This window comes from Rossellomorea marisflavi (assembly GCF_009806575.1).
Lineage (GTDB): Bacteria > Bacillota > Bacilli > Bacillales > Bacillaceae_B > Rossellomorea > Rossellomorea marisflavi_A.
Genome location: NZ_CP047095.1, coordinates 2,623,614 through 2,647,087 on the forward strand (window position 1 = coordinate 2,623,614; position 23,474 = coordinate 2,647,087).

Sequence of the window (23,474 nt, forward strand, 5' to 3'; positions counted from 1 at the left end):
ATTTGTATAGGCTATGAATAACTTCTGTGTACAAGGGGAACTATTCCTCTTCTGGTGAATGGGCGATGGTGACCACATGCGTCTCAGCCTTAGCCCCGAGCCTTAGGGGGAGAAGGGACGTGCCATAGCCTGCACTGGTCATCCTCGTGACTGCCGGCAGCCGGTCGACGCCGGACTTCGGATAAAGCCCCCATCCGAACAATCTGATTTGTCCCCCATGTGTGTGGCCGCTGAGCATCAGATCGATACCGTCTGTTGATACAAGGTCTGCACTCAATGAAGGGTCATGGCTCAACAGGATATTGCAAGAAGCAGGGTCGATCCCACTCATGGCCCGGGGGAGATCCGCCCGTTCGAGCGTTCCGTCGTCCACACCGATAAAGGTCACCGCCCCGAAGTCTTCCCTGCCATTCACTATCTCCCTGACACCCTTTTTTTGAAAAAGGGCCTTTAGCCGGACCGGGTCTACTTCATAATCATTATTTCCCCACACAAAAAAGATCGGCCCAATGGCAGTTAATGAATCAAGATTCTTCTCCACCCTGGACAGGGGGACCCCTCCCTCCGTCAGGTCTCCTACGATGACGACTACATCTGCTTTATCCTTCACTGCATTTATAATATTTTCAGAAATGGTTCGTTTATGTATGTCCGATAGGAAGAACACCTTCAAGGGGGAAGCATCCCTGGGGTATGAAGGAAACCGGAATGTGAGCTCCCTCACCCGATCGGCAAAGGCCTCCCTCACCATGTACAGTATGAGGACAACCCCAATAACTAGAAGAACACTAATGATCCACATGACGTCCGCCCTCTCGTTTCAAATCTAAAGATATCATACCATATATGCATGAAACGAAGAGGAATAGACTGGCATGCACCCATGCGATCCAACTTAATCCGAGGATGACCATGAGGTGGAGGAGCATCAGGCCAAATCTCGGCTTTCCCTCCCTGAAGGATTGAATCTCTACTTTGATCACCTTCCCTTGAAAAACGAAACCCGCTATAAAGAATGCAGAAGCCAAAAAGAAGCCGCCCGGACTGAGGACGGAGCCCACTATGAGATCCGAGATTGTTTCCCCTTTATGAACCGGGAACAAGCCGATGAAAGCACCCCCGAACAGGAGCGATACTACCAATAACCGGATTTCCCGCATAAAAAACCCTCCCATACATCAATCGTATGAAAGGGGATGAAATACATTCTTATCATTCATCTTCGTGTATATCAAGAATCCTGAAGCCCGATTTCTCAAGCTTGGAAATGAATTTATTCATATTATCCTTTTTCTCGAGCTTCAGAACGATCCTTCGCAGGAGCTTATCCGTTTCATCGAACGTGACCAATGAAATGACCGATTCGGAATATTGTTGGATGATGTCCCCCAGACGGGCGATCCTTCCCTCGGTCTCCACGGAGGAAAAAGCGATCCTGATCCCCTTCGTATTCATGCCGAATGCGCTTTTGAAGTGATCGAGGACATCGAATCGTGTAATCAGACCGAGGAACTCCCGGTCTTCTCCTGCCACCGGAAGGATCGGGGCATCCTGGAGCAGGACCAACGCGCTTTCGAACACTTCCTTCTCCGTGACATAGGTCCCTTGCTCCGATGCCACTTCACCGGCTTTCACTTCGTTCAGGAATACATCCTTTTCCATTCCCGACTCGAAATAGTGCCTGTAGATGGAGAAGCGGCTGATCGTTCCTGCGTATTTCCCATTCGACAGAACGGGTACACCATCAATTTTATGATGTTCAAGGACATCCAAAACTTTTTTCAACGATTCATCTACACTTACGACATAACATTTATGCTTGGGAATCATCACGCTTTTGACAAACATGGCTGTACCACCTCGATATTATTTTTGTATAGGTTATAATTCAACATCGACGGGCCTCATCCCTTCAATCCAAAGGCATTTATTTTCCTCATGTTTTCTCCCCTGCTTCATATGCTTTTATGAAGGAGCCACAAGAAGGAGGCGTATGAATGAGCCATTTTTATAAAACGTATGAACCCTATGTCAGCCCGTTCGACCCCTGTCCCCCCATCACGACGAAGGTTTACTCCACACCCCCTCAGCTGTACATGGGATTTCAGCCACCCGGCATGGAACAATTCACACCTCGTGAAGCACTGCGGGCAGGAACCTTGTGGAAGGCATTTTATGATCCATATTATAGCCCGTACGAAAAGATGAAAGGAGACTGATCCGGTATGGCGCAGCTCCCGCAGGAGTACTATGACATTCTTGAAGAGCTTCAGACCGTCGACTTCGTCATTGTCGAATTGACCCTTTATCTTGATACCCACCCCACTGATCAGGAGGCGATTTCCCAATTCAATATGTATGTGAAAACGCGTAAATCCATCAAGAAAACCTTTGAGAAGAAGTTCGGTCCCCTCACAAGTTTCGGTAGCAGCTATTCGGATTATCCGTGGAAATGGCAAGAGGCACCGTGGCCCTGGCAAGTATAATGAATACAAGGAGGCGATCCGATTATGTGGGTGTATGAAAAGAAGCTGCAGTACCCTGTCAGGGTAAGCACATGCAATCCGAAGCTTGCAAAGTTGTTGATCGAACAATACGGCGGAGCTGACGGGGAACTCGCCGCAGCACTCAGGTATCTGAATCAGCGGTACACCATTCCCGACAAGGTGATCGGACTCCTGACCGATATCGGGACCGAAGAGTTCGCCCATCTGGAGATGATTGCAACGATGGTGTATAAACTTATCAAGGACGCTACCCCTGATGATATGAAAGCGGCGGGACTCGATGCCCACTATGTCGATCACGATGGTGCAATCTTTTATCATAATGCTGCAGGAGTTCCGTTCACGGCGTCCTATATTGCCGCCAAAGGCGATCCGATTGCAGATTTGTACGAAGATATTGCCGCGGAAGAAAAAGCACGTGCCACCTATCAATGGATCATCAATATGAGTGATGATCCCGATTTGAATGATGGCCTCCGATTCCTGAGGGAAAGGGAGATCATCCACTCCCAGCGATTCCGTGAAGCCGTCGAAATCCTTAAAGAAGAACGGGACCGGAAAATTTTCTTTTAGCTTATTTCGCTTCATGAAACAGATTGATGTCATATTGTTTTTTCATCGTTTCAAACACGATATGCCGGTTCATCCAGGCTTCTTCTTTCCAAAGATCCTTGCTGCGGTCGATGATCTCGCATCGCAGGGCATGAAACTCTTTTTCCGCTTTTTCCTTCCGCTGGTAAAAGATTTTGGTGGCTCCTGCCATGCCTGCTACAGCAAGGAAAGCATACAAGTGCAGCGATTTCGATACGAAGGCGGTGATCATGGAGGCTGCTGAATAGGCATGAGGACCGATCACCGTATGTGTCAGATAGTATAAGAATATGGTACAGCCCACGGCGGTCACCCAAAGGGCAAAATGATGCTGTTTTTTCAGTTGATCGAATTTCTTCTTCTTTTCAATGAGGTTCGTCAGCATCTGCCCGGTTGCACGATCGGTGATTTCGTTGATTTCCTTCATCCACTCACCCCCTCGATTCATTATATGAGCCCGTCCCATTTTTAGAAGCACGTAAAAACCCGCCTTCCACGGAGGCGGGTTCTTATTCATTCAAGGGAATCGTCAACACTTGTCCCGTATAAATTTCATTATTTTGGATACCATTGGCTTCACTGATGATCTGTACGCCGGATGGAGATTGAAAATAATCCATCGCAATCCGATAGAGCGTTTCTTGGGGTTTCACCGTATGCTGAACCACTCGTCCCGTCTCTTCGCTCTTTTCTTGTTCAATCGCAGCCTGTTCCTTTTCTTTCTTTTCTTCCGCTTTTATCGCTGCCTCTTTTTCTTTTGCCTTTTTGGCTTCTTCCCGCTCTTTCGCTTTTTTAGCTTCAGCTTTTTCTTTCGCTTTCAACGCTTCTGCCTTTTCCTTCTCTTCCTTGGCTTTCGCCTTTTCAGCTTCTTCCTTCTTCCTTTCTTGCTCCTTGTCATCATCATCAGCAGGAGCCGGTTCATTCGGTTCTCCTTGATCATACTGAACCTCTTCGACTCCATTTTTACTTGAGAAGACCACGAGCGGTCCGGATTTATTGACAAAATAAGAATACAAACAAAGGAAAATGATGGGCATCAGGAAGAAAAATACGAGCAAGAGCTTGATGAGGGGATGCTGAATCGCCCGTTTTTTCTTTTTCGATTCCCTTTTCTGCCGCTGTATTTCACTGCGGCTCGGGAGTCCATCCGATTCATGTAGAGGTTCCTCTTCCGGTACCCTGTCGATCTTCTTTTTTGATTTGGCAGCTTGTTCACGATATGGATCTTTACTCATAGCTATCCCTTCTTTACTCTCCGAGTCTCGCCTGATGGCGCATATATAAACCTAAGAGAAAATCAATGACAAAATGCATGACGATGGTGATCAGGAGATTTCCTGTTTGGTCATAGATGATCCCCATGACAAAACTCAATGTCAACACATTGACGATAAGGAACCAATGGGCCCAATACCTGATATGGATCACGGCAAACACTATGCTTGCCACCACCAGTCCGAAATGGAACTGAAGGATCCCCCTGAACAGCAGCTCTTCGCTCACCGCAATAATGAATGCTAACACCATGATTTCAACGAAACCGCGATCGGCGAATATCCGCTCATTTACTCCTCCATCATCATAATAGCGTGACGGAAGCAGCTTCATCATGATCACATCCACCATCACAACCAGGATACCGAAGGCTCCGCCGATCCAGAGGACATCCATTTGAAAATCAAACTGTTTCAACCATTGATCGATATCGCCGATCAACATATACCCGAGACCTACGGAAACGGCTATGAGGAGGCATTGGGTGAACATCAGATGGAATGTCACCTGTTTTTTGGATAAGCCTTTGAGGATATCTCCTTGCTTTTGCATTATACCACTGATCCTAACAGTATTTTTTTGAGCTGGTCCGCCCAATGGTCATTGGACGGGGAAGAATGGGCTTCCTCGCCATGAAACTCAGCAAGATCTGATCCGCATCGGTCACAGCATCGTTCCGGCCGATCCTGAAGTTCCTCACCGAAGTGCTCGAGTAGCACTTGACGCCTGCATGCCATCGTGTGGAGCCATCCCATGATTGAATCCAGATTCCTGCGTTTATATGCAAGTCTGGCATCCCTGATCCGTTTGATTTCTTCTATCATTCTATCAGAACGATAGCGGGCATACGACTGGATATAGTATGCAAGGAACCTGTACTGCACATCAGACAGCTGCAGGGCCGCGATGATCTCAGACCATTCCATGGCGGGCACTGCCCTGATCGCACCTTCGATTTGTGCGTCATCCGGCAGCTCGCTATGCATGAATTGAAGGGGGATGGACGCATCCTGTTCTGCATACAGGACAAGAGAGACGCTTTCCCTTCCATCCCTTCCAGCACGGCCGATCTCCTGAAGGTAGGATTCAATGCTTGCCGGCAGATGATAATGGAGGACAAAGCGTACATTTTCCTTGTTCACGCCCATGCCGAAGGCCGACGTAGCACAGATGATTTGCAGTTTATCCGATAGGAATTGCTGTTGGATCAGGATCCGCTCTTCATGGTCCATTCCCCCATGATAGTGTGCGACCCCCTTCACTCCCTGATCGCGGAGCCAATGGGCGACATCTTCCGCTTTTCGTTTACTGGTGAAATAAATGATTCCAGGTCCCTTGAGACGCTCTACGAACGAAAGCACTTCATCCCGTTTATGACGGTCATCTTCCACATTTCTTACAAATAATCCGATGTTCTTCCGATCGACAGAATGGACAAGCTCGGCTGCCCCCTCCATACGGAGCACCTCCCGGATGTCATCCCGTACAGTCCTTGTAGCAGTGGCAGTGAGGGCAAGGGTGACCGGCATCCCCAGTCGCTCCCTCGCCTCGCCCAGGTCCAAGTAGTCCGGCCGGAAATCGGGTCCCCACTGGGAAATGCAGTGTGCTTCATCGACCACGAACAACGTTACTCTGATCCTGGAAGCGGCGGTTCGGAATGCCTCACTTTTCAACATCTCTGGAGAAACGAATATGAACTTGAATCGTTGGATGTGATCCAGCGCCCATACTTTCTCCTGATAAGTGAGAAAGGAATTGAGGGCAATCACACTTTTTTCCCCGTTCACCTTCATCTGTTCGACCTGATCCTGCATGAGGGAAAGCAAGGGGGATACAATAAGCACCTGACCTTCTATTAGCTTACCAGGGAGCTGATAGCAGAGGGATTTACCGGTTCCTGTAGGAAGCATGGACAACGTATCACGGCCGTCAAGAATGGATGTGATGGTTTCTTCCTGTCCTGCACGGAACGTTTCGTATCCAAAGTGCTTCTTCAGTTCTTCATGTATGTTCACGGGGTCTCACCTGCCTTCGCAATGACTGCACGGATCTGAAAATAGGACAGCTCCGGAAATCTCTCCTTGATCGGTTTCAGCCGCTTCGTCTTCAACTCTGCCAAGACACCCAGCACCTCTTCATACACCTCTTCTTCGATAAAGGAAGTGACAGGAAAGTCATGGAGGGTCAAGATAATCTCGATCAAATGGTCTTCGATTGTATTCACCTTCAGCTCTCTGATCCTGGCGATCTCCTCAACCGGCATCCCTTTTTGGAAAAGCTCAAGGGTTTTTTTCGTCGAAGCGGTGAGGGGTTGGATATGCTCCTTTTCCTCTATGATCGAATAGACTATCGGGTAGGCACCTGCATCGTGTTTGGCACGTGCGATGATAAAGTGGAGAAGGTTCAGGAATCTGAACCGGTACTCCTCACGGTCCACACCGAATCTGTCGGCTGATTGCCCTTCCGTGGTTCCGTAGTCCCTGTATCCCGTAAGCCGCTGCACAAGGATCCCTGGATCTTCACCAGATGTTGTTTGGGATAGCAATGTGTAAAGCTCTTCAAACAGCTTCGCTGACAAAACTTCGGTCTTCCCCTGCTTCCGGATGAACCCTTTTAACCAATCTTGAACTTTCCGGTCCCTTTGCACGGGGAAATACGACGTTTCGTTCATTCGAGCATTGGATAACACCTGTACCAGTAGGCTGAGCCTCTTCCACAGGAGGATGGCCTGATCACCATGCTTTAATCCATCCATATGGGCAGGATACGGTTTTTCCTGAAAGTAGGACGCCACTCCCTCTTCTCCCGAACGGGTCAGCCGGGCGCGGTTATCATCGCTCAGGGTGATGGAGCCTTCTTCCTGTAGCTCAGCAATGCACCGGTCAAAGTAGTCCCTTTTCAGTTTTGGAAGTGACAGGAAGAGAGCCTGCAGCCCAAAGAGATGTGCATCCTGTATGGACTGAGAAGACTTTTTCCCTTTGATGATATGGTAAACGGAATACACAGACCGTTCCTCCCCCAGCCTTTCCAGGGAATCCAAAATCAAATAGTGAAGATATGTCAATGCAATGACTCCTTAACGTGTAGGTTATTGTCAAATATTGTACCACGAAAACACCCTTAAACGAGGTTTTGTTTTGACGGAAACGGATAAAAATATGAAAAAGAGTACCTAACTATTGAAAAGTTACCCATTCCTCTATAAAATGATGAATAGTAATTGATTTTCACCATTAAACAACGTGTATAATGATGAATTATATAGAATTATCTTCGGGAGGTTTTTTCTTTGCCAAAGTATACGATCGTGGACAAAGATACATGTATCGCTTGTGGAGCTTGCGGTGCAGCAGCACCAGATATTTATGATTATGATGATGAAGGCATTGCATTTGTCACGCTGGACGATAACCAAGGGACTGTTGAAGTTCCGGATGTCCTCGAAGATGACATGGTAGATGCATTCGAAGGTTGCCCTACTGATTCCATCAAGGTGGCTGACGAACCATTCGACGGCGATGCGTTGAAATTCGAATAGGATGTAAAAAAGACGGCGATTGGTTCGCCGTCTTTTTTATGTTGTGCGAAAAGAAATGAGCCTCCGGGGAGGCTCATTTCTTATTAGGCCATGCGTCGATTTCCGAATTGCTTCGACAGCCATTTCTGGATTCTGATGAACAGCAGGGTAAAGACGACTGCCACCAGGATCCCCTTAAGAATATTGAATGGAACGATACCGGTCACGATGACTTCTGCCGGCAGTTCGAAATTCATGAAATATTTATAGGCTGGAAGGAAGATGAAATAATTCATGATCCCCATGCCGATGCTCATGACCAGCGTACCGGTTACTAGCCCGGTAAGAAGGCCTTTTTTCGTTTGGAAACGTGAGTAGATAAGGTGAACAGGTAAAATCAGGAGGATCCCAGCAGCAAAGTTTGCCACATGTCCTACCGGTACACCTGTTTCAGAACCGGTCAATACATAATCAATCACATTCTTGAATAGCTCCACCAGGATCCCTGCAACTGGTCCCAGCGCTACCGTTGCCATCAAGGCCGGAACATCACTGAAGTCGATCTGCAGAAACGCAGGAAAAGGCGGGATAGGGAAGTTTAAAAGCATCAATACATACGAAATGGCACTCAACATACCAACGGTGACGAATGTGCGTGTCGTCATTTTCTTCATAGCACTCTCTCCTTTTGGAGATTCATCTCAATCGAAGATGGTCATGCCCGAGCCCCAATAAAAAACTCCCAGATAAACGATATCCAGGAGAGTTAAAGGCATGCTCGAATAGACATTCAGACTTCCCTTTTCTGAACGCATTGGCAGTAACCTTCATCTTCTCCCATCCAGACTATACTGTCGGCTTTGGAGTCTCACCAAATCCTGCCTCAAAAAGGCTCGCGGGCTTAGAAGCAACAGTGCTTCATCACCGCCGGTAGGGAATTGCACCCTGCCCCGAAGATGAATCATATTATTTTATTCTTACTCATTATACATAAGAAGTGCCATTATGTGAAGAGTAATGCTTTGAATTCGAAACAATCAGTGGATCCTTAACGTTTGCGAAGGATAGATCGGCGAATCCCTGCGTAAATCATTGGCCGCCAAAAGCTTGTCCAGTTCTATTCCATGGGCAACGGCAATAGAATAAAGTGTGTCTCCCTGTTCAACCTGATAGGAAGCCTCCCTCAAACTCAGCTCCTGACCGACCGCGATCGTGGCATCCTTCAGACCGTTCCATTTCATGAGGTCATCCACACTCAGGCCGTGCTGATTGGAGATGGACCATAACGTATCGCCTTTCTTCACCCGATACTGATCACCTCCAGCCTGTGAAGCCGCAACGGTCTGATAAGGATCTTTCTTATCAGCAAATACCACTTGTCCGACCCCGCCTTGTCCGAAGACGACAAAAGGATCGATGGCATTTTCCTTTTCAAACGTCCATTCCCCTGCATGAATCTCAAAATGAAGATGGGGGCCGGTGGATATCCCGGTATTCCCAAGCTTCCCGACCGGCTCACCCCTATGTACTTCCTGCCCTTCTTTCACCCCTCTTGAAATGAGATGAGCATAGACCGTCTCATATCCATTTTCATGACGAACGAATACCACATGACCATAGCTATCAGATAAGTACGATCTTGTCACGACCCCATCTGCCACCGAATGAACGGGGCTGCCTTCCTCGCCCCCGATGTCCATCCCTTTATGGGTCCCGGATCTCGAACCGAACACATCCGTAATGGTTCCATCAACCGGAAATATCCATTCGGCAGTGGAATCACTTTCGGCCTTCGCGACTCTCCCCGTCATGAAAATCATGCCTACACACAGCGCCAACACAATCACAATCAACAGTCTCCGACCATAATCAGCAATCATACCGTTCCTCCTAATAAATGCTCACCCAAAACAAAACAATACCTCTCACTATATGCCCCTAAAAGCTCCAATATTCCAAAAAAACCCTACCCATCAGTCTGCCATTAAACAAGAGAAATATACCAAGAAAAGCGCAGGCGGGTCGCTTTGAGGCGACAAACATAAGATGGGGAAGCCGGAAAGTCGTTCTGATTCTTCGGCTTATGACCTCGAACCTGGACAGGTAGAAAAGCGGAGCGGGCTTGCTCTGAGGCGACAAGCATAAGGCGGAGAGCTCGGAAAGGCGTTCTTGGCCTTTTTGAGATCTTTGACTTATGACCTCGAGCCTCAAGCCCCTGGAGCTGGACAAGTAGAAATACGGAGCGGGCTAGCAGTCTAAAGGTGCGGGCATGAAGACTGGTTCGTTCCTTTCCGCTGCAGGGACTTGCTTTCCGGCGGGGAGGAAGTCGAGCTTCCTCGGCTGCGCCTGCGGGATCTCGACCTTTCCTCTTTTCCCGCAGGAGTCAAGTCCCTTCCGCTCCAATACACTCTGTGATTTGTATGTGGTAGGAATGAACTCCCCATGGGCCGTGGAATCATTTCGGCTTAATAAGCAAGCATAAGAACGTTGGCATTCAAAACGAAGACGAGGTTCTTGTCGGAACCATCTTCATTAGAGTCCAGGGAGAACGACCATAGATTGTTCGTTTTCTACAGATGCAGGCTCCAGCAGTTTTCATCTTCTTTCTTTCAGGAATCTAGCAATAGCTGGCGACCACTATCTTTCTTCTAATCCCGTTATCCCTTGGCCATCATTGAGCATAAAAAAATGAAGAACGGGGGTGCCCCGCTCTTCATTCCTTAAGGGTGATTCGATTTGGTGCGATGGGTGTCTCGATTGGTTCGTTGAATGAAAAACCGCCCCATTCTTCTTCGCTGATATTTTCGAACATCACCTGTTTGTAGCCGAAGCTCCGCGCTGTGAGGAGGAGTGATTCAATCAGCTCGAGGGCTTCACTTTCTTCCATATTTTCCAGGTGGACTTCATTCATGAAGCTGATGATCGGGTAGGCGCCCTTCTCCACTACGCGAACATTCAGCCCTTCTGGTATGGTACTCTCATAAAATTCCGATTGGGATTCATTCATGGATGTAACCGCACCATCCAGGTCTTCATATTCCAGGTTATCAGGTACAAGAAAATGGTCGAGTCCGTTCGGCGAGTATGTAAAGAAAGCCTGTTTGGCATTCTTCGGCAGCTCGATTTTCTTCAGGACCCCATAGCCGCTGAATTGCGGAGCATTCCCGTTCTCGTCCTCGAGACGAACCTGGTCAAAGCCCATCCCCTGAAAGGAGTAAAACAAGGAGTAGTAGAATGCATATTCCATTGCGCTGTTGCCGGTATAAGGCTGATCCTCATTCAGGGTGAAATTGATTTCATCTCCGTACCCTTTGGAAACGGTCCCTTCCAAGGGAACGAACTCTTCCATTCCAAGCTCCTCTTCGGGAATGAGCTTCGCGAGTTGAGCATATCCATCGATCCATTCTTCCCCATCTGACAAGTGTTTAGTCACGCTCACAGGAACAGGTACGCCTTCTGGTGAAATAAGGCCAAACGTATAGACTTCGGCATCTTCCACCATGTTTTCATAGAGGGAGAGGCGCTCCTTTTTTTCAGAGACTGCCTTATCTGCTTGAAGATCCTTGCTTTCATCCGTCATCGAAGCTCCTTGGTCTGAGCGGCTATCTTCCACTGGTGACTGTTGAAGAAGAGCGGGGCTCAGCAGGGTAAAGATCATGATGGCGGCAACAGCGACCAGACCAGGTATGATTCTTTTACCTTTACGGTGTCGCTGTTTTTCACCTTGTTCCCTGATGGAAGCATAAATGGATTCAGGTTTTCGCCCATCGTTGATTTTGGGAAGCTTCTTAACCAGCTTTTCAATGTCCCGGTCATTCCAATCAGATTGCTTCACTATCGTCCCCCTCCTTCCGCAACCGTTTGTTCATTTCAATCCGCAGCCATTTGACGGCGCGATGCTGGGTTGTTTTCACTTTGCTTTCCGACCAGTTCAAAATCTCTGCAGTTTCTACGATGGAAAGCTCCTGAAGATAACGCATGATGATGACCATGCGGTGGTCCGTCGAACAACACTTAAGGCAGTCATACAGTTCGCGCACTTCCTCATTGGCAAGGGCGAGTTCTTCAGGAAGCGGGTTCTCATCGGACAATTCGCTCCGATTCCAGTCAAATTTGTCCAGAAGGCGATTTTTCCAGTTCTTCTGCTTCCTGAAGTGATCGATTGCAACGTTCTTCGCTATCGAGAAAAGCCAAGTGCGTTCAGAGCTCTTCCCTTCAAAATGCTGATGTGACTTGAGCACGCGGATATACACTTCCTGTACAAGGTCTTCAGCCAATTGTCTGTTCTGCACCATGTAGAGAAGAAATTGAAATACATCCTGATGGTACTTTTTATACATGTCCTCAAAAACGGAGTGCACTTCTTTCCCTCCCCGTCATTCCATTAGTCGTTATTTCCTTGCAAAAGGTTACACATTATCAAATATAGTAGTTTCTGGGACGTTTGGAAAGACCTATATTTCAATTCCTGTCCAGTGCACAAAAAGAACCCTTACGGCACGTAACGGTTGCCGTAAGGGTGAAAAGCGCATAATTCATGATTGTTCCCCGTGTAACAAGAAAAATCGGGGTGATCCTGCAATGTGCATGCGAGAAATGACTAATAAGGAAGAAAGAAGGTGAACGTTGTCCCTTGATCGAGTTTGCTTTGCACCTGGATATGGCCGCCATGGGCTTCCACGATATTCCGGGCGATCGCAAGGCCGAGTCCTGTTCCCGCCTTCCCCCTTGTCCTTGCTTTATCCGCTTTATAGAATCGTTCAAAGACGAATGGCAGATCCTCCTCCGGGATCCCGGATCCTGTGTCTTGTACAAAGAAGAGGTAGCCTTGGGTATTCCGATTGAGGGAGACGGTCACTTCTCCTCCCCCAGGAGTATGCCGTATGGCGTTATCGATCAAATTGGTCAGGACCTGTTCGATTTTATCAGGATCGATGGATAGTTCACGTTCCCTCTCGACCTCACTCTCGAACTGGATGGAAATCTTCTTCTCTTTGGCAACACCCGCAAACTTATTGGCCACCCGCTCTGTGAACGGCATGATACTGACCGATTGTTCATGAAGGGTGATGTGCCCCGCCTCCATCCTCGCAAGGTCGAGGAGGTCATTGACCAATCTTCCCATTCGGAGCGACTCATCATAGATGATGCGGGCGATTTCTTTTTTCTCTTCTTCTGTTTCCGCGATATCATCCACAATCGCTTCGCTGTACCCCTGGAGCATCGAGATCGGGGTGCGGAGTTCATGGGACACGTTCGCAATAAAATCTTTCCGAAGCTTGTCCAGTCGACGTTCTTCCGTCATATCCCGTACGACGGCGACCGCGCCACGGATCGTATTATTATTATAAAGTGGACTGACAATCACCACATAGCTCCGTCCCTGAAGCGAAATCTCATCGGTTTGTTCCATGGCAGTCACCACAACGCTCTGCAACAGTTCTTTGACGATGGCCGGAATCGCTTCGCCTTCGTTGCTTCCGTGCTCGTAATACCATTGCTGGAGGAACCGGTCTGCAGGAGGGTTCGTAATGAGGATCGTACCGTCCCGATTGAAGGTGATGACCCCGTCGGCCATGGAACTCAAAATGCTCGACAGCTGTTCTTTTTCCTGATTCAAGGCATTGATATGGAACTTCAGCTGTCTTCCCATCTGGTTGAATCCCGTCGCAAGTTCACCGATTTCATCTTTTGTCAGGATCGGTACTTTCGTATCGAACTTCCCTTTCGCCACTTCGAAGGCTGCTTCCCTCATCTTCCTCAATGGCGATGTGATCCTGGTGGAGAGGAAGAAAGCAAAGATGGTGGTGAGGATGATCGCGATCCCCATGGCAAGGACGATAAGCTTCGTTGTCTGTTTCGTCGTATCCTTGATCACATCAAGGGACTGATAAAGATAGACGGCCCCTTCCTGACCGTTGACGCTCAGGTGGCTTCCGACGACGATGATATTCTCATGACGATTCGCAGAGGGATCGGAGGGAACTTCATATTCCCTCTTGATGGTCTCATCACGTACTTTTACTTCCTTCAGTTTCGGGTCATTTCTGATGAACCGGTGAATATCCTTCTCAACCCCTGTGGAATCCTGGGAAAACAGTTCCTGATTATCATCGACCGTAATGAGAATATTGACGGGATCATCGATGATTTCACTGCCAAGCTCGAGGCCCAGATCAAGGTCTTCATGATTTTCAATCACCTTGGCCACTTTGTCGGCAGTGATCGTGAGCTCGTTTTCCACCACATCCACATGGTAGTTCTGGAAGAACTCAAGAAGCAGGATCGTCAGGATGAAAAGAACGAAGGAAACGAGGAGAAGGATGGTGACCCAAAGCTTCCCGACTACACTACGCCACAGTCTCATTCATTTGTAACCTCGAACTTATATCCGACGCCCCAAACGGTGACGATCATACGGGCAGCGTCTTCCGATACTTTGTTCAATTTTTCACGAAGGCGTTTGACGTGGGTATCCACTGTCCGAAGATCTCCGAAGAATTCATAGTGCCATACTTCCTTGAGAAGATGTTCACGATCGAACACTTTATCAGGGGCCTTTGCTAGGAAGTAAAGGAGTTCATATTCCTTTGGCGTCAGATTCACATCGATTCCATCGGCACTCACCCTGTGAGCATCGTTATCGATGGTCAGATGCTTATAGACGATCAGATCCTTCGCTTTTGCATCGGTTTGGATGAAGCTGGTCTTGGAGGACCTTCTGAGAAGGGCTTTCACCCTCAGGACCACCTCTCTCGGTGAGAATGGTTTCACGATGTAATCATCGGTCCCTACCTCGAAGCCCTGCACGCGGTTCACTTCTTCCCCTTTTGCCGTCAGCATGATGACAGGCGTCGTCTTCGTCTCGCGAAGGTTCTTACACACTTCGATCCCGTCCATCCCGGGCATCATCAAGTCTAGAAGGATGCAATCATATTCGCGTTCAAGAGCCATTTCAAGGGCACGTTCCCCATCTTCAGCTTCTTCGATTTCATAATTTTCTCTTTCCAGATACATTTTCAATAATCTTCTGATGCGGTCTTCATCGTCCACGACCAGAATCCGGATGTTTTCTTCCATGGGTTTTCCCCCTTTAGCATAGTTATCTCCATTTTAATCGGAATTAGTGGTACTTTTAAACCGAAAAGCGTTGTTGAATTGTTCAAAACGACAATCCAGCTATCTATCTATGTACGCCTCCTGCTGTCCGCCGTTTCATTGTACCAAAAAGCTGACAGGGACACCCATGTCAGCTCTTTGATTCCTTGCGATCAGGCATACGAGTGTAAACCTGCAATGATCAAATTGACGGCCACCAGGTTGAAAAGGATGATGGCAACCCCGACAACGGCAAGCCATGCCGATTTCTCCCCGTGCCAGCCCTTGGATAATCTCAAATGAAGGAAGGCTGCATAGAAGAGGAAGGTGACCAGTGCCCACACTTCCTTCGGGTCCCATCCCCAGTAGCGGTTCCATGCGATCTGGGCCCAGATCATGGCGAAGATCAAGCCTCCGAGTGTGAAGACCGGGAATCCGATCAGGACGGATCGATAGCCGATTTCATCCATGAGATTCAGGTTCACATTTTTCACCATAGGCTGCATTTTCGCCGCAATGCGCTTACGCAGGATCAACCTGAGGAGAAGATAAAGGACCGCTCCGGATATGATTGACCAGATCACTGTATTAAGTTTCTTCGCATTGATGAGAGCAGGCATTTCCACCAGGGGTTCCATGACCCCTTTCGTCTGAAGCTCGCCTTCATTCGGCCCTACGAGTGCGGGCAATGTATACTGCGCTACCGCTTCCTTCTCTTCCTGATTGATATAGTTGAAGTCTGCCTGGTAGTCCATGCCTTTGAATACAACTGACACCAAGACAAAACCAAGGACGACAACCAGTGAGAACATGACGGTTTCAAGCCAGAACGATTGTCTGCTCCCCTTTGAATGATCAACTGATTTCAACAAGTAGATCAAGCCTGCCACGAAGCTGATGGAAAGGATCGCTTCCCCGGCCGATACGGTCGTCACATGGATCTTCAGCCAGTCACTCTGAAGGGCAGGGATCAGCGGCGAAATTTCCGTCGGGAACATGCTTGCATAGGCAATGACGAGCTGCGCAAACGGCAGCGCGATGATTCCTAGAACGGTTGATTTATACATAAAGTAGATGATGATGAACGCGCCCACAAGCATCATTCCGAAAAATGTGGTGAACTCAAAGAGATTGCTCACCGGGGCATGACCTGCCGCCCCCCATCTCAGGAAGAAATAGCCGATTTGCGCAACGAATCCGATGATCGTCAACGTGATCCCGATCGTACCCCATTTGCGCTGATTTGTTTCTGTCGTGTTCTTTTGGCGGATGCTACCACCAAAGAAGAACGTCGCCACCAGATATGTGATAAAGGAGATGTAGAGCAGGTTACTGCTCCATTCTGCCATTGTTGTCGACATCCTTTTTCCCCCTAGCTTCTTTCGATTCTTGTTGATCTTTCGGTTCCTCTATGCCTGTCCCATCAAGGATATGGCTGATTTCATGCTTGAGGCCATGCCAGTTTTTATTTGTATGCCCTGCAACGATGATGCCGTCCTCGGACTTTCTAAGCCAGATTCTCCGGTGATGCCAATACGCCCCCTGGATGACTCCGATCATGAAGATGGCTCCCCCGACTGCCAGGATCCAAAGCGTCAGGTCCTTTGAGAACGTCAGGGCTGAGATATCCCTGGAGTCGATGCCGGCGAACGACAGCTTATAATCATTCTCCCCAAGGGGTTCTAGATTTTTCTGGATTCCGATGAAGGCCACTTCTCCATCCGGCTTTTCTGGTGAGAACAACTCGAACAAGAATGCCGGGTTATTTGGTAGCGGAGAGGCAGTTTGAGGCTCGCCCTTTTTATCAAATCCTGAAAAATCAGGATAATAGCCTTTGAGTTTCACTTTATAGCCATCGTCAAGGGCGTACTCTTCCTCTGGATCCATCAGATCGACGGTGAACGCCCCGTGCTGCTCACCCGTGTCCTTTTTATCCAGTGTGAAGCTCATGCTTGTCAGTTCATCAAGCTTATAGCTTGTCTGATAAACCGCATAGTTTCCGAATTTCAAAGGATGATTCACCCGGATGGACTCTTCTTTCTCAGCGGTCCGTTCCACTTCCTGTCCCGGAAGGCGTTCTCCTGACTCCTTATAGAGGACCACATCGGTCTGGAAATTCTTTGCGACATCTCCATTCTTCTCGATGGCTTCACTGAACACTTCTTTGTCTTTTTCTTTATCATAGGTTTCCATGATGAAGTTTTCGTTCTTGATGAAATATTCATTGTCCGTGCCAGGTACCGCCCGGGTCTCGCCTTCACGGATCCATATGGTTTCATTCAAATACATTCCAGGGACAAAGCGGAGCATGCCGCCTATGAGAAAGATGATCAGCCCAATGTGGTTCACATAGGGACCCCAGCGCGAGAATCGATTCTTTTCTGCAAGGATGCTTCCATCTTTTTCCCTTATCTTATACTTCTTATCTGATAATCTCTTCTTTACATCATCCATAGCTGTAGGCTCAATGCTTGAAGCCACTGTCTTTCCGTAGAATCTCTGTCTCTTCAGGAATCCTTCATGCCGGTCGACCCTTTGATTCTTGAGGGCCCTGTGAAGGGGGATCACCCTGTCGAGACTGCAGATGACGAGGGATACTCCGATGGAAGCGACAAGGAGAAGATACCACCATGAACTGTAGAGATCATGGAATCCAAGCGTATAGTACAGGTCTCCGAAGAACCCGTATACATCTCCGTAGAACTCTTCCGGCGGCCTTCCTCCGGGTATGTATTCTTCCTGGGGCAGCACGGTGCCCAAAGCTGAAGCAATGAGCGTAAGGACGATGAGCCATACACCCACCTTGACGGATGAAAAGAAGTTCCAGATCTTATCGATGATGGATTTACTGTAGGTTTGAGAACGCCTCGCACTTCCCTCATAGCGCATATCATGCAGCTTTTCTTTTTTTGCCTCTTCTGTAAGGGCCCGTCCACACGATTCACACAGGACCGTTCCATTGGGATTGACGTGACCGCATACGCATTTGATCTCTTTCATGTAAAAACCCCTTCTGTCAGGTTGGCATTATGGCTTGATACTCTCCAGGTCTTCTATGATATCTTCTTCTGACATCGTCCCCGTGATGATCTTGTCGATCTTCCCATCGGGATTGATCAGCATGGTCGTCGGAAGCGGATCGATTCCGTAGGCATTCTGCACTTCTTCTTCCTTATCGACGACAATCGGGAATTCCAGCCCGTGCTTCGAGGAGAAGCTGTTGATCAGGAAGTCCGACTGCCCTACATTCACCGCAAGGATCTGAACGCCTTTATCCTCATATTTCTTATACTGATTGTTCATATAGGGCATCTCACGTTCACATGGTTTGCACCACGTTCCCCAAAAATTCAGGAATACGCCCTGGCCTTTGTAGTCGGAAAGCTGATGGGTGTTGCCTTCCATGTCTTTAAGGACAAAATCAGGGGCCTGGTCCCCCACCTGTAGCTTTCCACGATCCTCCTTGGTGAAATTGGCATACAGCGTATAACCGACGGCCGACACCAGTATCAGTAAGATGACCGACCGGATCATCAACCTGCGTTTTTTCTTATTCATCGTACCCCTCCTCGCTCTGAAATCGCTAACATAATAAGTGAAATAAAATGACTTCCGAGTGAAGTCCTTATGTATGCCTTCCCATCACTCAAAAATGATAGAAGGAAAGGGGATGATCGATTGATCAACCCCTGCCATTGTCTGTTGCAACCGTTTCAAGAAGCAGGGGCCTTCCCCATAGATGGTAAAATTCCTTTCCAATTATACCATTTTTCTTCATGACGGTCTTTCAGATTATATGAATGATTCGTGACACTTTTATTTGTTGGCGGCTGATTCTGCCAACGTGCGGAGCTGCTTGACTTCGTGAGGGGTCAGCTCTCTTCCTTCCCCTGCGGTCAGACCCTGGAGGGTAAGGGAGCCATAGCGCTCACGCTTCAGCTTCTGCACCGGGTATCCGATATGCTCGAACATGCGGCGGACCTGACGATTCCGGCCTTCGTGGATCGTGATTTCGATGATGGACTTCCCTTGCTTCTTGTCCATGCTGAGCATTTTCACTTTCGCAGGAGCGGTTCTTCCGTCCTCGAGCTTCACACCCTTCTCAAGTTCCTTCAGCTTGAACTTGGATGGGATGCCCTTTACCCTCGCGACGTACGTCTTTTCGATTTCATTGCTCGGGTGCATGAGGAGGTTCGCGAACTCTCCGTCATTCGTAAGGAGCAACAAGCCTGATGTTTCGTAGTCAAGACGACCGATCGGGTAGATCCTCTCGTCGATTTCCTGGAAGAAATCCGTCACGACCTGACGATTCTTATCATCGGTCACGGCAGAAATGACGCTTCTCGGTTTGTAAAGCATATAATAGACCTTATTTTCCCGTTCGATCTGGACTCCGGAGACATCCACCCGGTCGGAAGCCGCTACCTTGGTTCCCAATTCTTTGACGACTTTCCCATTCACTTTGACTTTACCTTCTATGATCAGCTGCTCAGCCTTGCGCCTTGATGCGACACCGCTGTGTGCAATAACTTTTTGTAAACGTTCCACGGTCTTTCACCTCATTTTTCTATTCCTTCATGAATTATGGCATAAACCATGCAAAATAGAAAGGTATAAAAAGAAAACGGGCTTCCGCTTTCCTTTTATACCTTTTTTCAGATCGTATTGAAATCAGAACATCAGGGTCACCACGAAGATCGCCGCTGCGATGCCGACCACATCGGCGAGAAGACCGACCTTCAACGCGTCCCCCATCCTGCGGATCCCTACAGCACCGAAGTAGACGGTCAAGACGTACAGTGTCGTATCTGTACTGCCCTGAAGCACGGATGCAAGCCTTCCTATGAAGGAGTCGGGTCCATATGCCGCGACCATATCGCTCATCATCCCTAATGCGGCCGTCCCGGAGATCGGCCGGATGATGGCGAGGGGCACGATTTCAGGTGGGATGCCAATAGCCAGGAGACCCGGTCTTATCAGCCCGACAAAAAACTCCAAAGCACCCGATTCCCTGAAAATTGTGATGGCAACAAGCATGCCGATCAGGAAGGGGATGATCGACACGGCGATCTTGATCCCCTCCTTCCCTCCTTCCACGAAGGATTCATAGGTAGGGACCTTCTTCCACGTGCCGTACAGTAGAATGAAGCCGATCAGCAGGGGGATCATCCAGAGGGAAACCAAAGAAATCCACTGCATCACTTCACCCCCCGTTTCGTTCTCCTATGGTGGAAGTACCGATCGATGCAGATCGCACCGATTGCCGATAATATCGTCGCCACCAGGGTCGGTCCAACGATTTCCGTCGGCGATGCTGAATCATATTTCATCCTGATGGCGATGACCGTCGTCGGAATCAGGGTGATGCTTGACGTATTGATGGCGAGAAACGTGATCATCGACCTGCTCGCCGAGTCCCTCCCCCGTTCAACTGCTTCAATTGCTCCATCGCTTTGATCCCGAGGGGAGTCGCTGCATTTCCGAGTCCGAACATATTCGCCATCATATTGCTTAAAATATATCCCATTGCCGGATGATCCGCAGGCACTTCCGGGAAGAGCCGCTTCACAAATGGCCGGCATAGGCCCGCGAGCTTATCGAGTAGCCCCGCCTCCTGGGCGATCTTCATCATACCGAGCCAGAAAACGAGTACGCTTACAAGTCCGATGCAAAGGGTGACCGCTTCATTGGCCGATTGAAAGATGGCTTCGTTCACTTCGGCCATCCTCCCATTGATCACAGCAAAAACCAGACCGATGATCGTGAGCGCCACCCAGATGATGTTAACCATTTCTGTTCACGCCAAGGACCGATTGAATGGAGCCGGCCCATAGCTTCCACCAGCTTTTCTTCTCGGGTTTTGCGACGGATTCAAAGTAGACCGGGAGAGAGTCCACTTGTTCATCGTCCAGATAGACGAGGGCATTCCCCACGATATCAGGCGCCCCCTTTCCATCAGCCCATTTCTTCTCAGGCTTCAGCATCCTGTACTCCACCCTGACACCATCCACTTCGTTCTTTTGAAGAGTCAGGACCGCATCCCTGTCCACATGGACGTGCCCCTGATAGACGGGGTCATCGATGTTTTCGATTTTCCCCTTCGCAATGACGATTTTATAGTCATACTGCTTGAATCCATACTCGAACATGGAGATATGGTCATTCCAATCATCCGGCCCATTCAATGTAACGGCGATCAAGTCCTCTCCGTCTTTAGAGGCCGTGGAGACAAGCGTCCGTTTCGCCCTTTTGGTGAAGCCGGTCTTCCCACCGGTGCTGTATTTATAAAGCTCCGTCAAAAGTCTGTTCTTATTCTTCCACTTCCTGTCCCATTTCTCTTCAGGATTAGGTGCTGTATGGAGCTTGGTGCCGGCAATCTCGGCATAACGCTCATTCTTCATGGCGTACCGTGTCAGAATCGCCATATCCCTTGCTGTTGAATAGTGATCTTCGTGATCATCCAGCCCATGCGGATTGGAAAAATGGGTGTTTTCCATGCCGATTTCCCGGGCTTTTTCATTCATCATATAGACGAACCCGTCAAGACTCCCTCCCACGTAGTCTGCAATGGTGACAGCCGCATCATTCCCCGACCTCAGCATCAGCCCGTATACAAGGTCTTCCAGTTTGATTTTCTCCCCCGCTTTCAGGTAAAGCGAGGATCCTTCTGTTCGGACGGCATCATCCGGAACCGTTACATCACGGTCAAGCTTCCCGGATTCCACTGCCAGGATCGCTGTCATGATTTTAGTGATACTTGCAATCCGGCTCTTTTCATCTGCATCCTTTTCATACAGGACCCTGCCCGTTTCCTGATCCATGAGTATCGCCCGCTGTGAACTGACAGATGGAGCAGCCTGTACCTTTCCTGAAACCAATGAGAACAAGAGGACAACGACCAGGATGCTGTATATGTAGACTTTGCGATTATTCCCCTTCACCTGCATCTACTCCTTGTCATGACTATTTGTACAAGTTTATGCGGGACAACGGGTAATATGATTGAATAATCTTCCCATAAAAAACACCGTCCACTTGAGGACGGTGCTTCATGGTCATTCGTTGCTATCCAGTGTTTCCTGGAATTTTTCAAAAAACAGATCTGCTTCCTCATCTGCAAATTCTTCTTGTACGTGATCGGGCAGTGGCGGAAGCTCTTCTATGCTCTTCAATCCGAAATAATCGAGGAATTCTTTCGTCGTCCCGAACAGATAGGCCCTGCCTGTCCCTTCTGCTCGCCCCACCTCTTTCACAAGCCCCTTCGATGTCAGCGTTTGTACGGGACGTTCCGTTTTGACCCCGCGGATCTGTTCGATTTCAGCACGGGTGATAGGCTGTTTGTACGCGATGATGGCCAGGGTTTCAAGTGCCGCCTGGGACAGAAGGCTCACATTCGGTGACTCCACCAGCTTTTTGAGGTATTCAGCATGTTCTTTTTTAGTAGCGAGCTGATAGGCACCTGCAATTTCAACGACTGCAATCCCGCGGTCGACGTACCATTCTTTCAATTCATTCATTCTGTTCAACGCTTCGTCTTCCGGTATGTCCAATACCGAGCAGACCTGTTTCAGGGAAAGACCTTCGTCTCCGGCTGCGAAAAGCAGGCTTTCGAGGATGGCTTTCCAATTACGTTTGTCCAACTAGTCCTACCTCCTCACTTGCTTCCACAAAAATTTCCGTGAAATTCTCTTCCTGGTCGACTCTGATCTTTTGACGTTTCATCAGTTCAAGAACGGCCAGGAATGTGACAACCAGATGATCTTTTTGATCGGAGGGGAAAAGGCTGGTGAAGGTTGTTCGCTTCCTCAAACTTTGCAGGCTCACTAAAATTTCATCCATTCGTTTTTCTATGGAAATCTCCTGCCTGGTGATTCTCGTTTGCACAGGCTTCTGGAGCTTTTTGCGTCGCAATAATTTATTGAATGCACCGAGCATATCATAGACCGTGACTTGCCCGATGCTGTCTTTCAGATTTGAATCCTCTATGTATTCAGATAGGTCGCTTGGCGGCTTCGTGAAGACCTGCCCCCGCTCTTCTTCCCTGCTCCGGAGTTCCGTCGCAGCTTCTTTGAATTTGCGGTATTCGATCAGTCTTTCCACCAGTTCGCCCCTCGGATCTTCCTCTTCGAATTCGATCTCTTCATCAAGGGAATCTTCATCGTATTTCGGCAGAAGCATTTTGCTCTTGATCGCAAGAAGCGTCGCGGCCATCACAAGATACTCGCTCGCTACATCGAGCTGAAGGTCCTTCATGGCATGCACATAGATCATATATTGCTCGGTAATCTGTGCCATGGGGATATCATAGATATCGATTTCCAGTGAATTGATCAGATGCAGAAGAAGATCCATCGGACCCTCGAACGCTTCAATTTTCACATTGTATTCCATTTCATCACCAATTTCCATTGTACAGACTTAAAAAAGAGCTACTTATTAGTATAGTAGATTGACTACCAATCTCCAATAGAAATTTTACCCCCAGC

26 protein-coding genes, 1 pseudogene and 1 riboswitch are annotated in these 23,474 nt (G+C 48.5%); of the genes and pseudogenes, 4 read left to right on the forward strand and 23 right to left on the reverse strand.

Annotation, left to right across the window (positions count from 1 at the left end):
• Positions 1 to 40: 40 nt before the first annotated feature.
• Genes D5E69_RS13650 through D5E69_RS13660 form a run of 3 tightly spaced genes read right to left on the reverse strand, consistent with a single transcriptional unit; the run spans position 41 to position 1,848 of the window.
• Complete coding sequence (locus tag D5E69_RS13650; RefSeq protein WP_048005908.1) at positions 41 to 802, reverse strand: metallophosphoesterase; 762 nt, start codon at positions 800 to 802, stop codon at positions 41 to 43.
• Entirely contained in the window at positions 789 to 1,160 is a 372-nt protein-coding gene (locus D5E69_RS13655; RefSeq protein ID WP_159129783.1) for a hypothetical protein, read from the reverse strand. The genes D5E69_RS13650 and D5E69_RS13655 overlap by 14 nt, the downstream gene beginning before the upstream one ends.
• A gap of 52 nt (positions 1,161 to 1,212) precedes the next feature.
• The gene (locus tag D5E69_RS13660; RefSeq protein ID WP_048005910.1) at positions 1,213 to 1,848 is read right to left on the reverse strand and encodes a CBS domain-containing protein; all 636 of its coding nucleotides are present in this window, start codon (positions 1,846 to 1,848) and stop codon (positions 1,213 to 1,215) included.
• A gap of 149 nt (positions 1,849 to 1,997) precedes the next feature.
• Here D5E69_RS13660 and D5E69_RS13665 point away from each other — a divergent pair, with 149 nt between their 5' ends.
• Genes D5E69_RS13665 through D5E69_RS13675 form a run of 3 tightly spaced genes read left to right on the forward strand, consistent with a single transcriptional unit; the run spans position 1,998 to position 3,080 of the window.
• Positions 1,998 to 2,219: a spore coat associated protein CotJA gene (locus tag D5E69_RS13665; RefSeq protein ID WP_048005911.1), complete on the forward strand. Its 222-nt coding sequence runs from the start codon at positions 1,998 to 2,000 to the stop codon at positions 2,217 to 2,219.
• Between the two features lie 6 nt (positions 2,220 to 2,225).
• Positions 2,226 to 2,486, forward strand: coding sequence for a spore coat protein CotJB (locus D5E69_RS13670; RefSeq protein WP_048005912.1), 261 nt, complete (start codon positions 2,226 to 2,228; stop codon positions 2,484 to 2,486).
• 24 nt (positions 2,487 to 2,510) lie between these two features.
• Positions 2,511 to 3,080: a manganese catalase family protein gene (locus D5E69_RS13675; protein WP_048005913.1), complete on the forward strand. Its 570-nt coding sequence runs from the start codon at positions 2,511 to 2,513 to the stop codon at positions 3,078 to 3,080.
• A gap of 1 nt (position 3,081) precedes the next feature.
• Here the strand turns inward: D5E69_RS13675 and D5E69_RS13680 are convergent, their stop codons facing one another.
• The 5 genes from D5E69_RS13680 to D5E69_RS13700 form a co-directional block, all read right to left on the reverse strand.
• Positions 3,082 to 3,525, reverse strand: coding sequence for a DUF2663 family protein (locus D5E69_RS13680; RefSeq protein WP_159129784.1), 444 nt, complete (start codon positions 3,523 to 3,525; stop codon positions 3,082 to 3,084).
• 82 nt (positions 3,526 to 3,607) lie between these two features.
• A complete protein-coding gene (locus D5E69_RS13685) occupies positions 3,608 to 4,333 on the reverse strand; it encodes a LysM peptidoglycan-binding domain-containing protein (RefSeq protein ID WP_053071986.1) in 726 nt (241 codons plus the stop codon).
• A 13-nt stretch (positions 4,334 to 4,346) separates the two neighbouring features.
• On the reverse strand, positions 4,347 to 4,925 hold the full coding sequence (locus tag D5E69_RS13690; protein ID WP_159129785.1) for a CPBP family intramembrane glutamic endopeptidase: 579 nt from the start codon (positions 4,923 to 4,925) through the stop codon (positions 4,347 to 4,349).
• The gene (locus D5E69_RS13695; protein WP_159129786.1) at positions 4,925 to 6,388 is read right to left on the reverse strand and encodes a RecQ family ATP-dependent DNA helicase; all 1,464 of its coding nucleotides are present in this window, start codon (positions 6,386 to 6,388) and stop codon (positions 4,925 to 4,927) included. Before D5E69_RS13695 ends, D5E69_RS13690 begins: the two co-directional genes overlap by 1 nt.
• Positions 6,385 to 7,437, reverse strand: coding sequence for a YpbB family protein (locus tag D5E69_RS13700; RefSeq protein WP_159129787.1), 1,053 nt, complete (start codon positions 7,435 to 7,437; stop codon positions 6,385 to 6,387). Before D5E69_RS13700 ends, D5E69_RS13695 begins: the two co-directional genes overlap by 4 nt.
• Positions 7,438 to 7,662: 225 nt before the next feature.
• Here D5E69_RS13700 and D5E69_RS13705 point away from each other — a divergent pair, with 225 nt between their 5' ends.
• Positions 7,663 to 7,911, forward strand: coding sequence for a ferredoxin (locus tag D5E69_RS13705; protein WP_048005917.1), 249 nt, complete (start codon positions 7,663 to 7,665; stop codon positions 7,909 to 7,911).
• A gap of 83 nt (positions 7,912 to 7,994) precedes the next feature.
• On the opposite strand, the gene D5E69_RS13710 is transcribed toward D5E69_RS13705, so the two are convergent.
• The 15 genes and pseudogenes from D5E69_RS13710 to D5E69_RS13780 form a co-directional block, all read right to left on the reverse strand.
• On the reverse strand, positions 7,995 to 8,564 hold the full coding sequence (locus D5E69_RS13710; RefSeq protein ID WP_048005918.1) for an ECF transporter S component: 570 nt from the start codon (positions 8,562 to 8,564) through the stop codon (positions 7,995 to 7,997).
• A 151-nt stretch (positions 8,565 to 8,715) separates the two neighbouring features.
• Positions 8,716 to 8,852, reverse strand: a riboswitch (FMN riboswitch).
• 75 nt (positions 8,853 to 8,927) lie between these two features.
• Entirely contained in the window at positions 8,928 to 9,770 is an 843-nt protein-coding gene (locus tag D5E69_RS13715) for a M23 family metallopeptidase (protein WP_159129788.1), read from the reverse strand.
• A gap of 833 nt (positions 9,771 to 10,603) precedes the next feature.
• Positions 10,604 to 11,725, reverse strand: a complete 1,122-nt coding sequence (locus D5E69_RS13720; RefSeq protein WP_159129789.1) for a hypothetical protein — start codon at positions 11,723 to 11,725, stop codon at positions 10,604 to 10,606.
• Complete coding sequence (gene sigX, locus D5E69_RS13725; protein WP_048005920.1) at positions 11,712 to 12,251, reverse strand: RNA polymerase sigma factor SigX; 540 nt, start codon at positions 12,249 to 12,251, stop codon at positions 11,712 to 11,714. Before sigX ends, D5E69_RS13720 begins: the two co-directional genes overlap by 14 nt.
• Before the next feature lie 239 nt (positions 12,252 to 12,490).
• A complete protein-coding gene (locus D5E69_RS13730) occupies positions 12,491 to 14,257 on the reverse strand; it encodes an ATP-binding protein (RefSeq protein WP_048005921.1) in 1,767 nt (588 codons plus the stop codon).
• Positions 14,254 to 14,970 (reverse strand): response regulator, encoded by a 717-nt coding sequence (locus D5E69_RS13735; RefSeq protein WP_048005922.1) that lies wholly within the window; start codon positions 14,968 to 14,970, stop codon positions 14,254 to 14,256. The genes D5E69_RS13730 and D5E69_RS13735 overlap by 4 nt, the downstream gene beginning before the upstream one ends.
• A gap of 191 nt (positions 14,971 to 15,161) precedes the next feature.
• The gene (ccsB, locus tag D5E69_RS13740; protein WP_048006388.1) at positions 15,162 to 16,337 is read right to left on the reverse strand and encodes a c-type cytochrome biogenesis protein CcsB; all 1,176 of its coding nucleotides are present in this window, start codon (positions 16,335 to 16,337) and stop codon (positions 15,162 to 15,164) included.
• Complete coding sequence (gene resB, locus D5E69_RS13745; protein ID WP_048005923.1) at positions 16,318 to 17,988, reverse strand: cytochrome c biogenesis protein ResB; 1,671 nt, start codon at positions 17,986 to 17,988, stop codon at positions 16,318 to 16,320. Before resB ends, ccsB begins: the two co-directional genes overlap by 20 nt.
• Before the next feature lie 27 nt (positions 17,989 to 18,015).
• The gene (gene resA, locus D5E69_RS13750) at positions 18,016 to 18,546 is read right to left on the reverse strand and encodes a thiol-disulfide oxidoreductase ResA (RefSeq protein WP_048005924.1); all 531 of its coding nucleotides are present in this window, start codon (positions 18,544 to 18,546) and stop codon (positions 18,016 to 18,018) included.
• A 258-nt stretch (positions 18,547 to 18,804) separates the two neighbouring features.
• Entirely contained in the window at positions 18,805 to 19,536 is a 732-nt protein-coding gene (locus D5E69_RS13755; RefSeq protein ID WP_048005925.1) for a pseudouridine synthase, read from the reverse strand.
• A 123-nt stretch (positions 19,537 to 19,659) separates the two neighbouring features.
• Positions 19,660 to 20,187, reverse strand: coding sequence for a spore maturation protein (locus tag D5E69_RS13760; protein ID WP_048005926.1), 528 nt, complete (start codon positions 20,185 to 20,187; stop codon positions 19,660 to 19,662).
• A pseudogene (locus D5E69_RS13765) lies at positions 20,187 to 20,779 on the reverse strand (nucleoside recognition domain-containing protein). Before D5E69_RS13765 ends, D5E69_RS13760 begins: the two are co-directional and overlap by 1 nt.
• Positions 20,772 to 21,929, reverse strand: a complete 1,158-nt coding sequence (locus D5E69_RS13770) for a D-alanyl-D-alanine carboxypeptidase family protein (RefSeq protein ID WP_269430708.1) — start codon at positions 21,927 to 21,929, stop codon at positions 20,772 to 20,774. Before D5E69_RS13770 ends, D5E69_RS13765 begins: the two are co-directional and overlap by 8 nt.
• 114 nt (positions 21,930 to 22,043) lie before the next feature.
• On the reverse strand, positions 22,044 to 22,628 hold the full coding sequence (gene scpB, locus D5E69_RS13775) for an SMC-Scp complex subunit ScpB (RefSeq protein WP_048005929.1): 585 nt from the start codon (positions 22,626 to 22,628) through the stop codon (positions 22,044 to 22,046).
• Positions 22,615 to 23,379 carry a segregation/condensation protein A gene (locus tag D5E69_RS13780; protein ID WP_159130358.1) on the reverse strand — a complete coding sequence of 255 codons (765 nt, stop codon included), beginning with the start codon at positions 23,377 to 23,379 and terminating at the stop codon, positions 22,615 to 22,617. Before D5E69_RS13780 ends, scpB begins: the two co-directional genes overlap by 14 nt.
• Between the last annotated feature and the right edge of the window lie 95 nt (positions 23,380 to 23,474).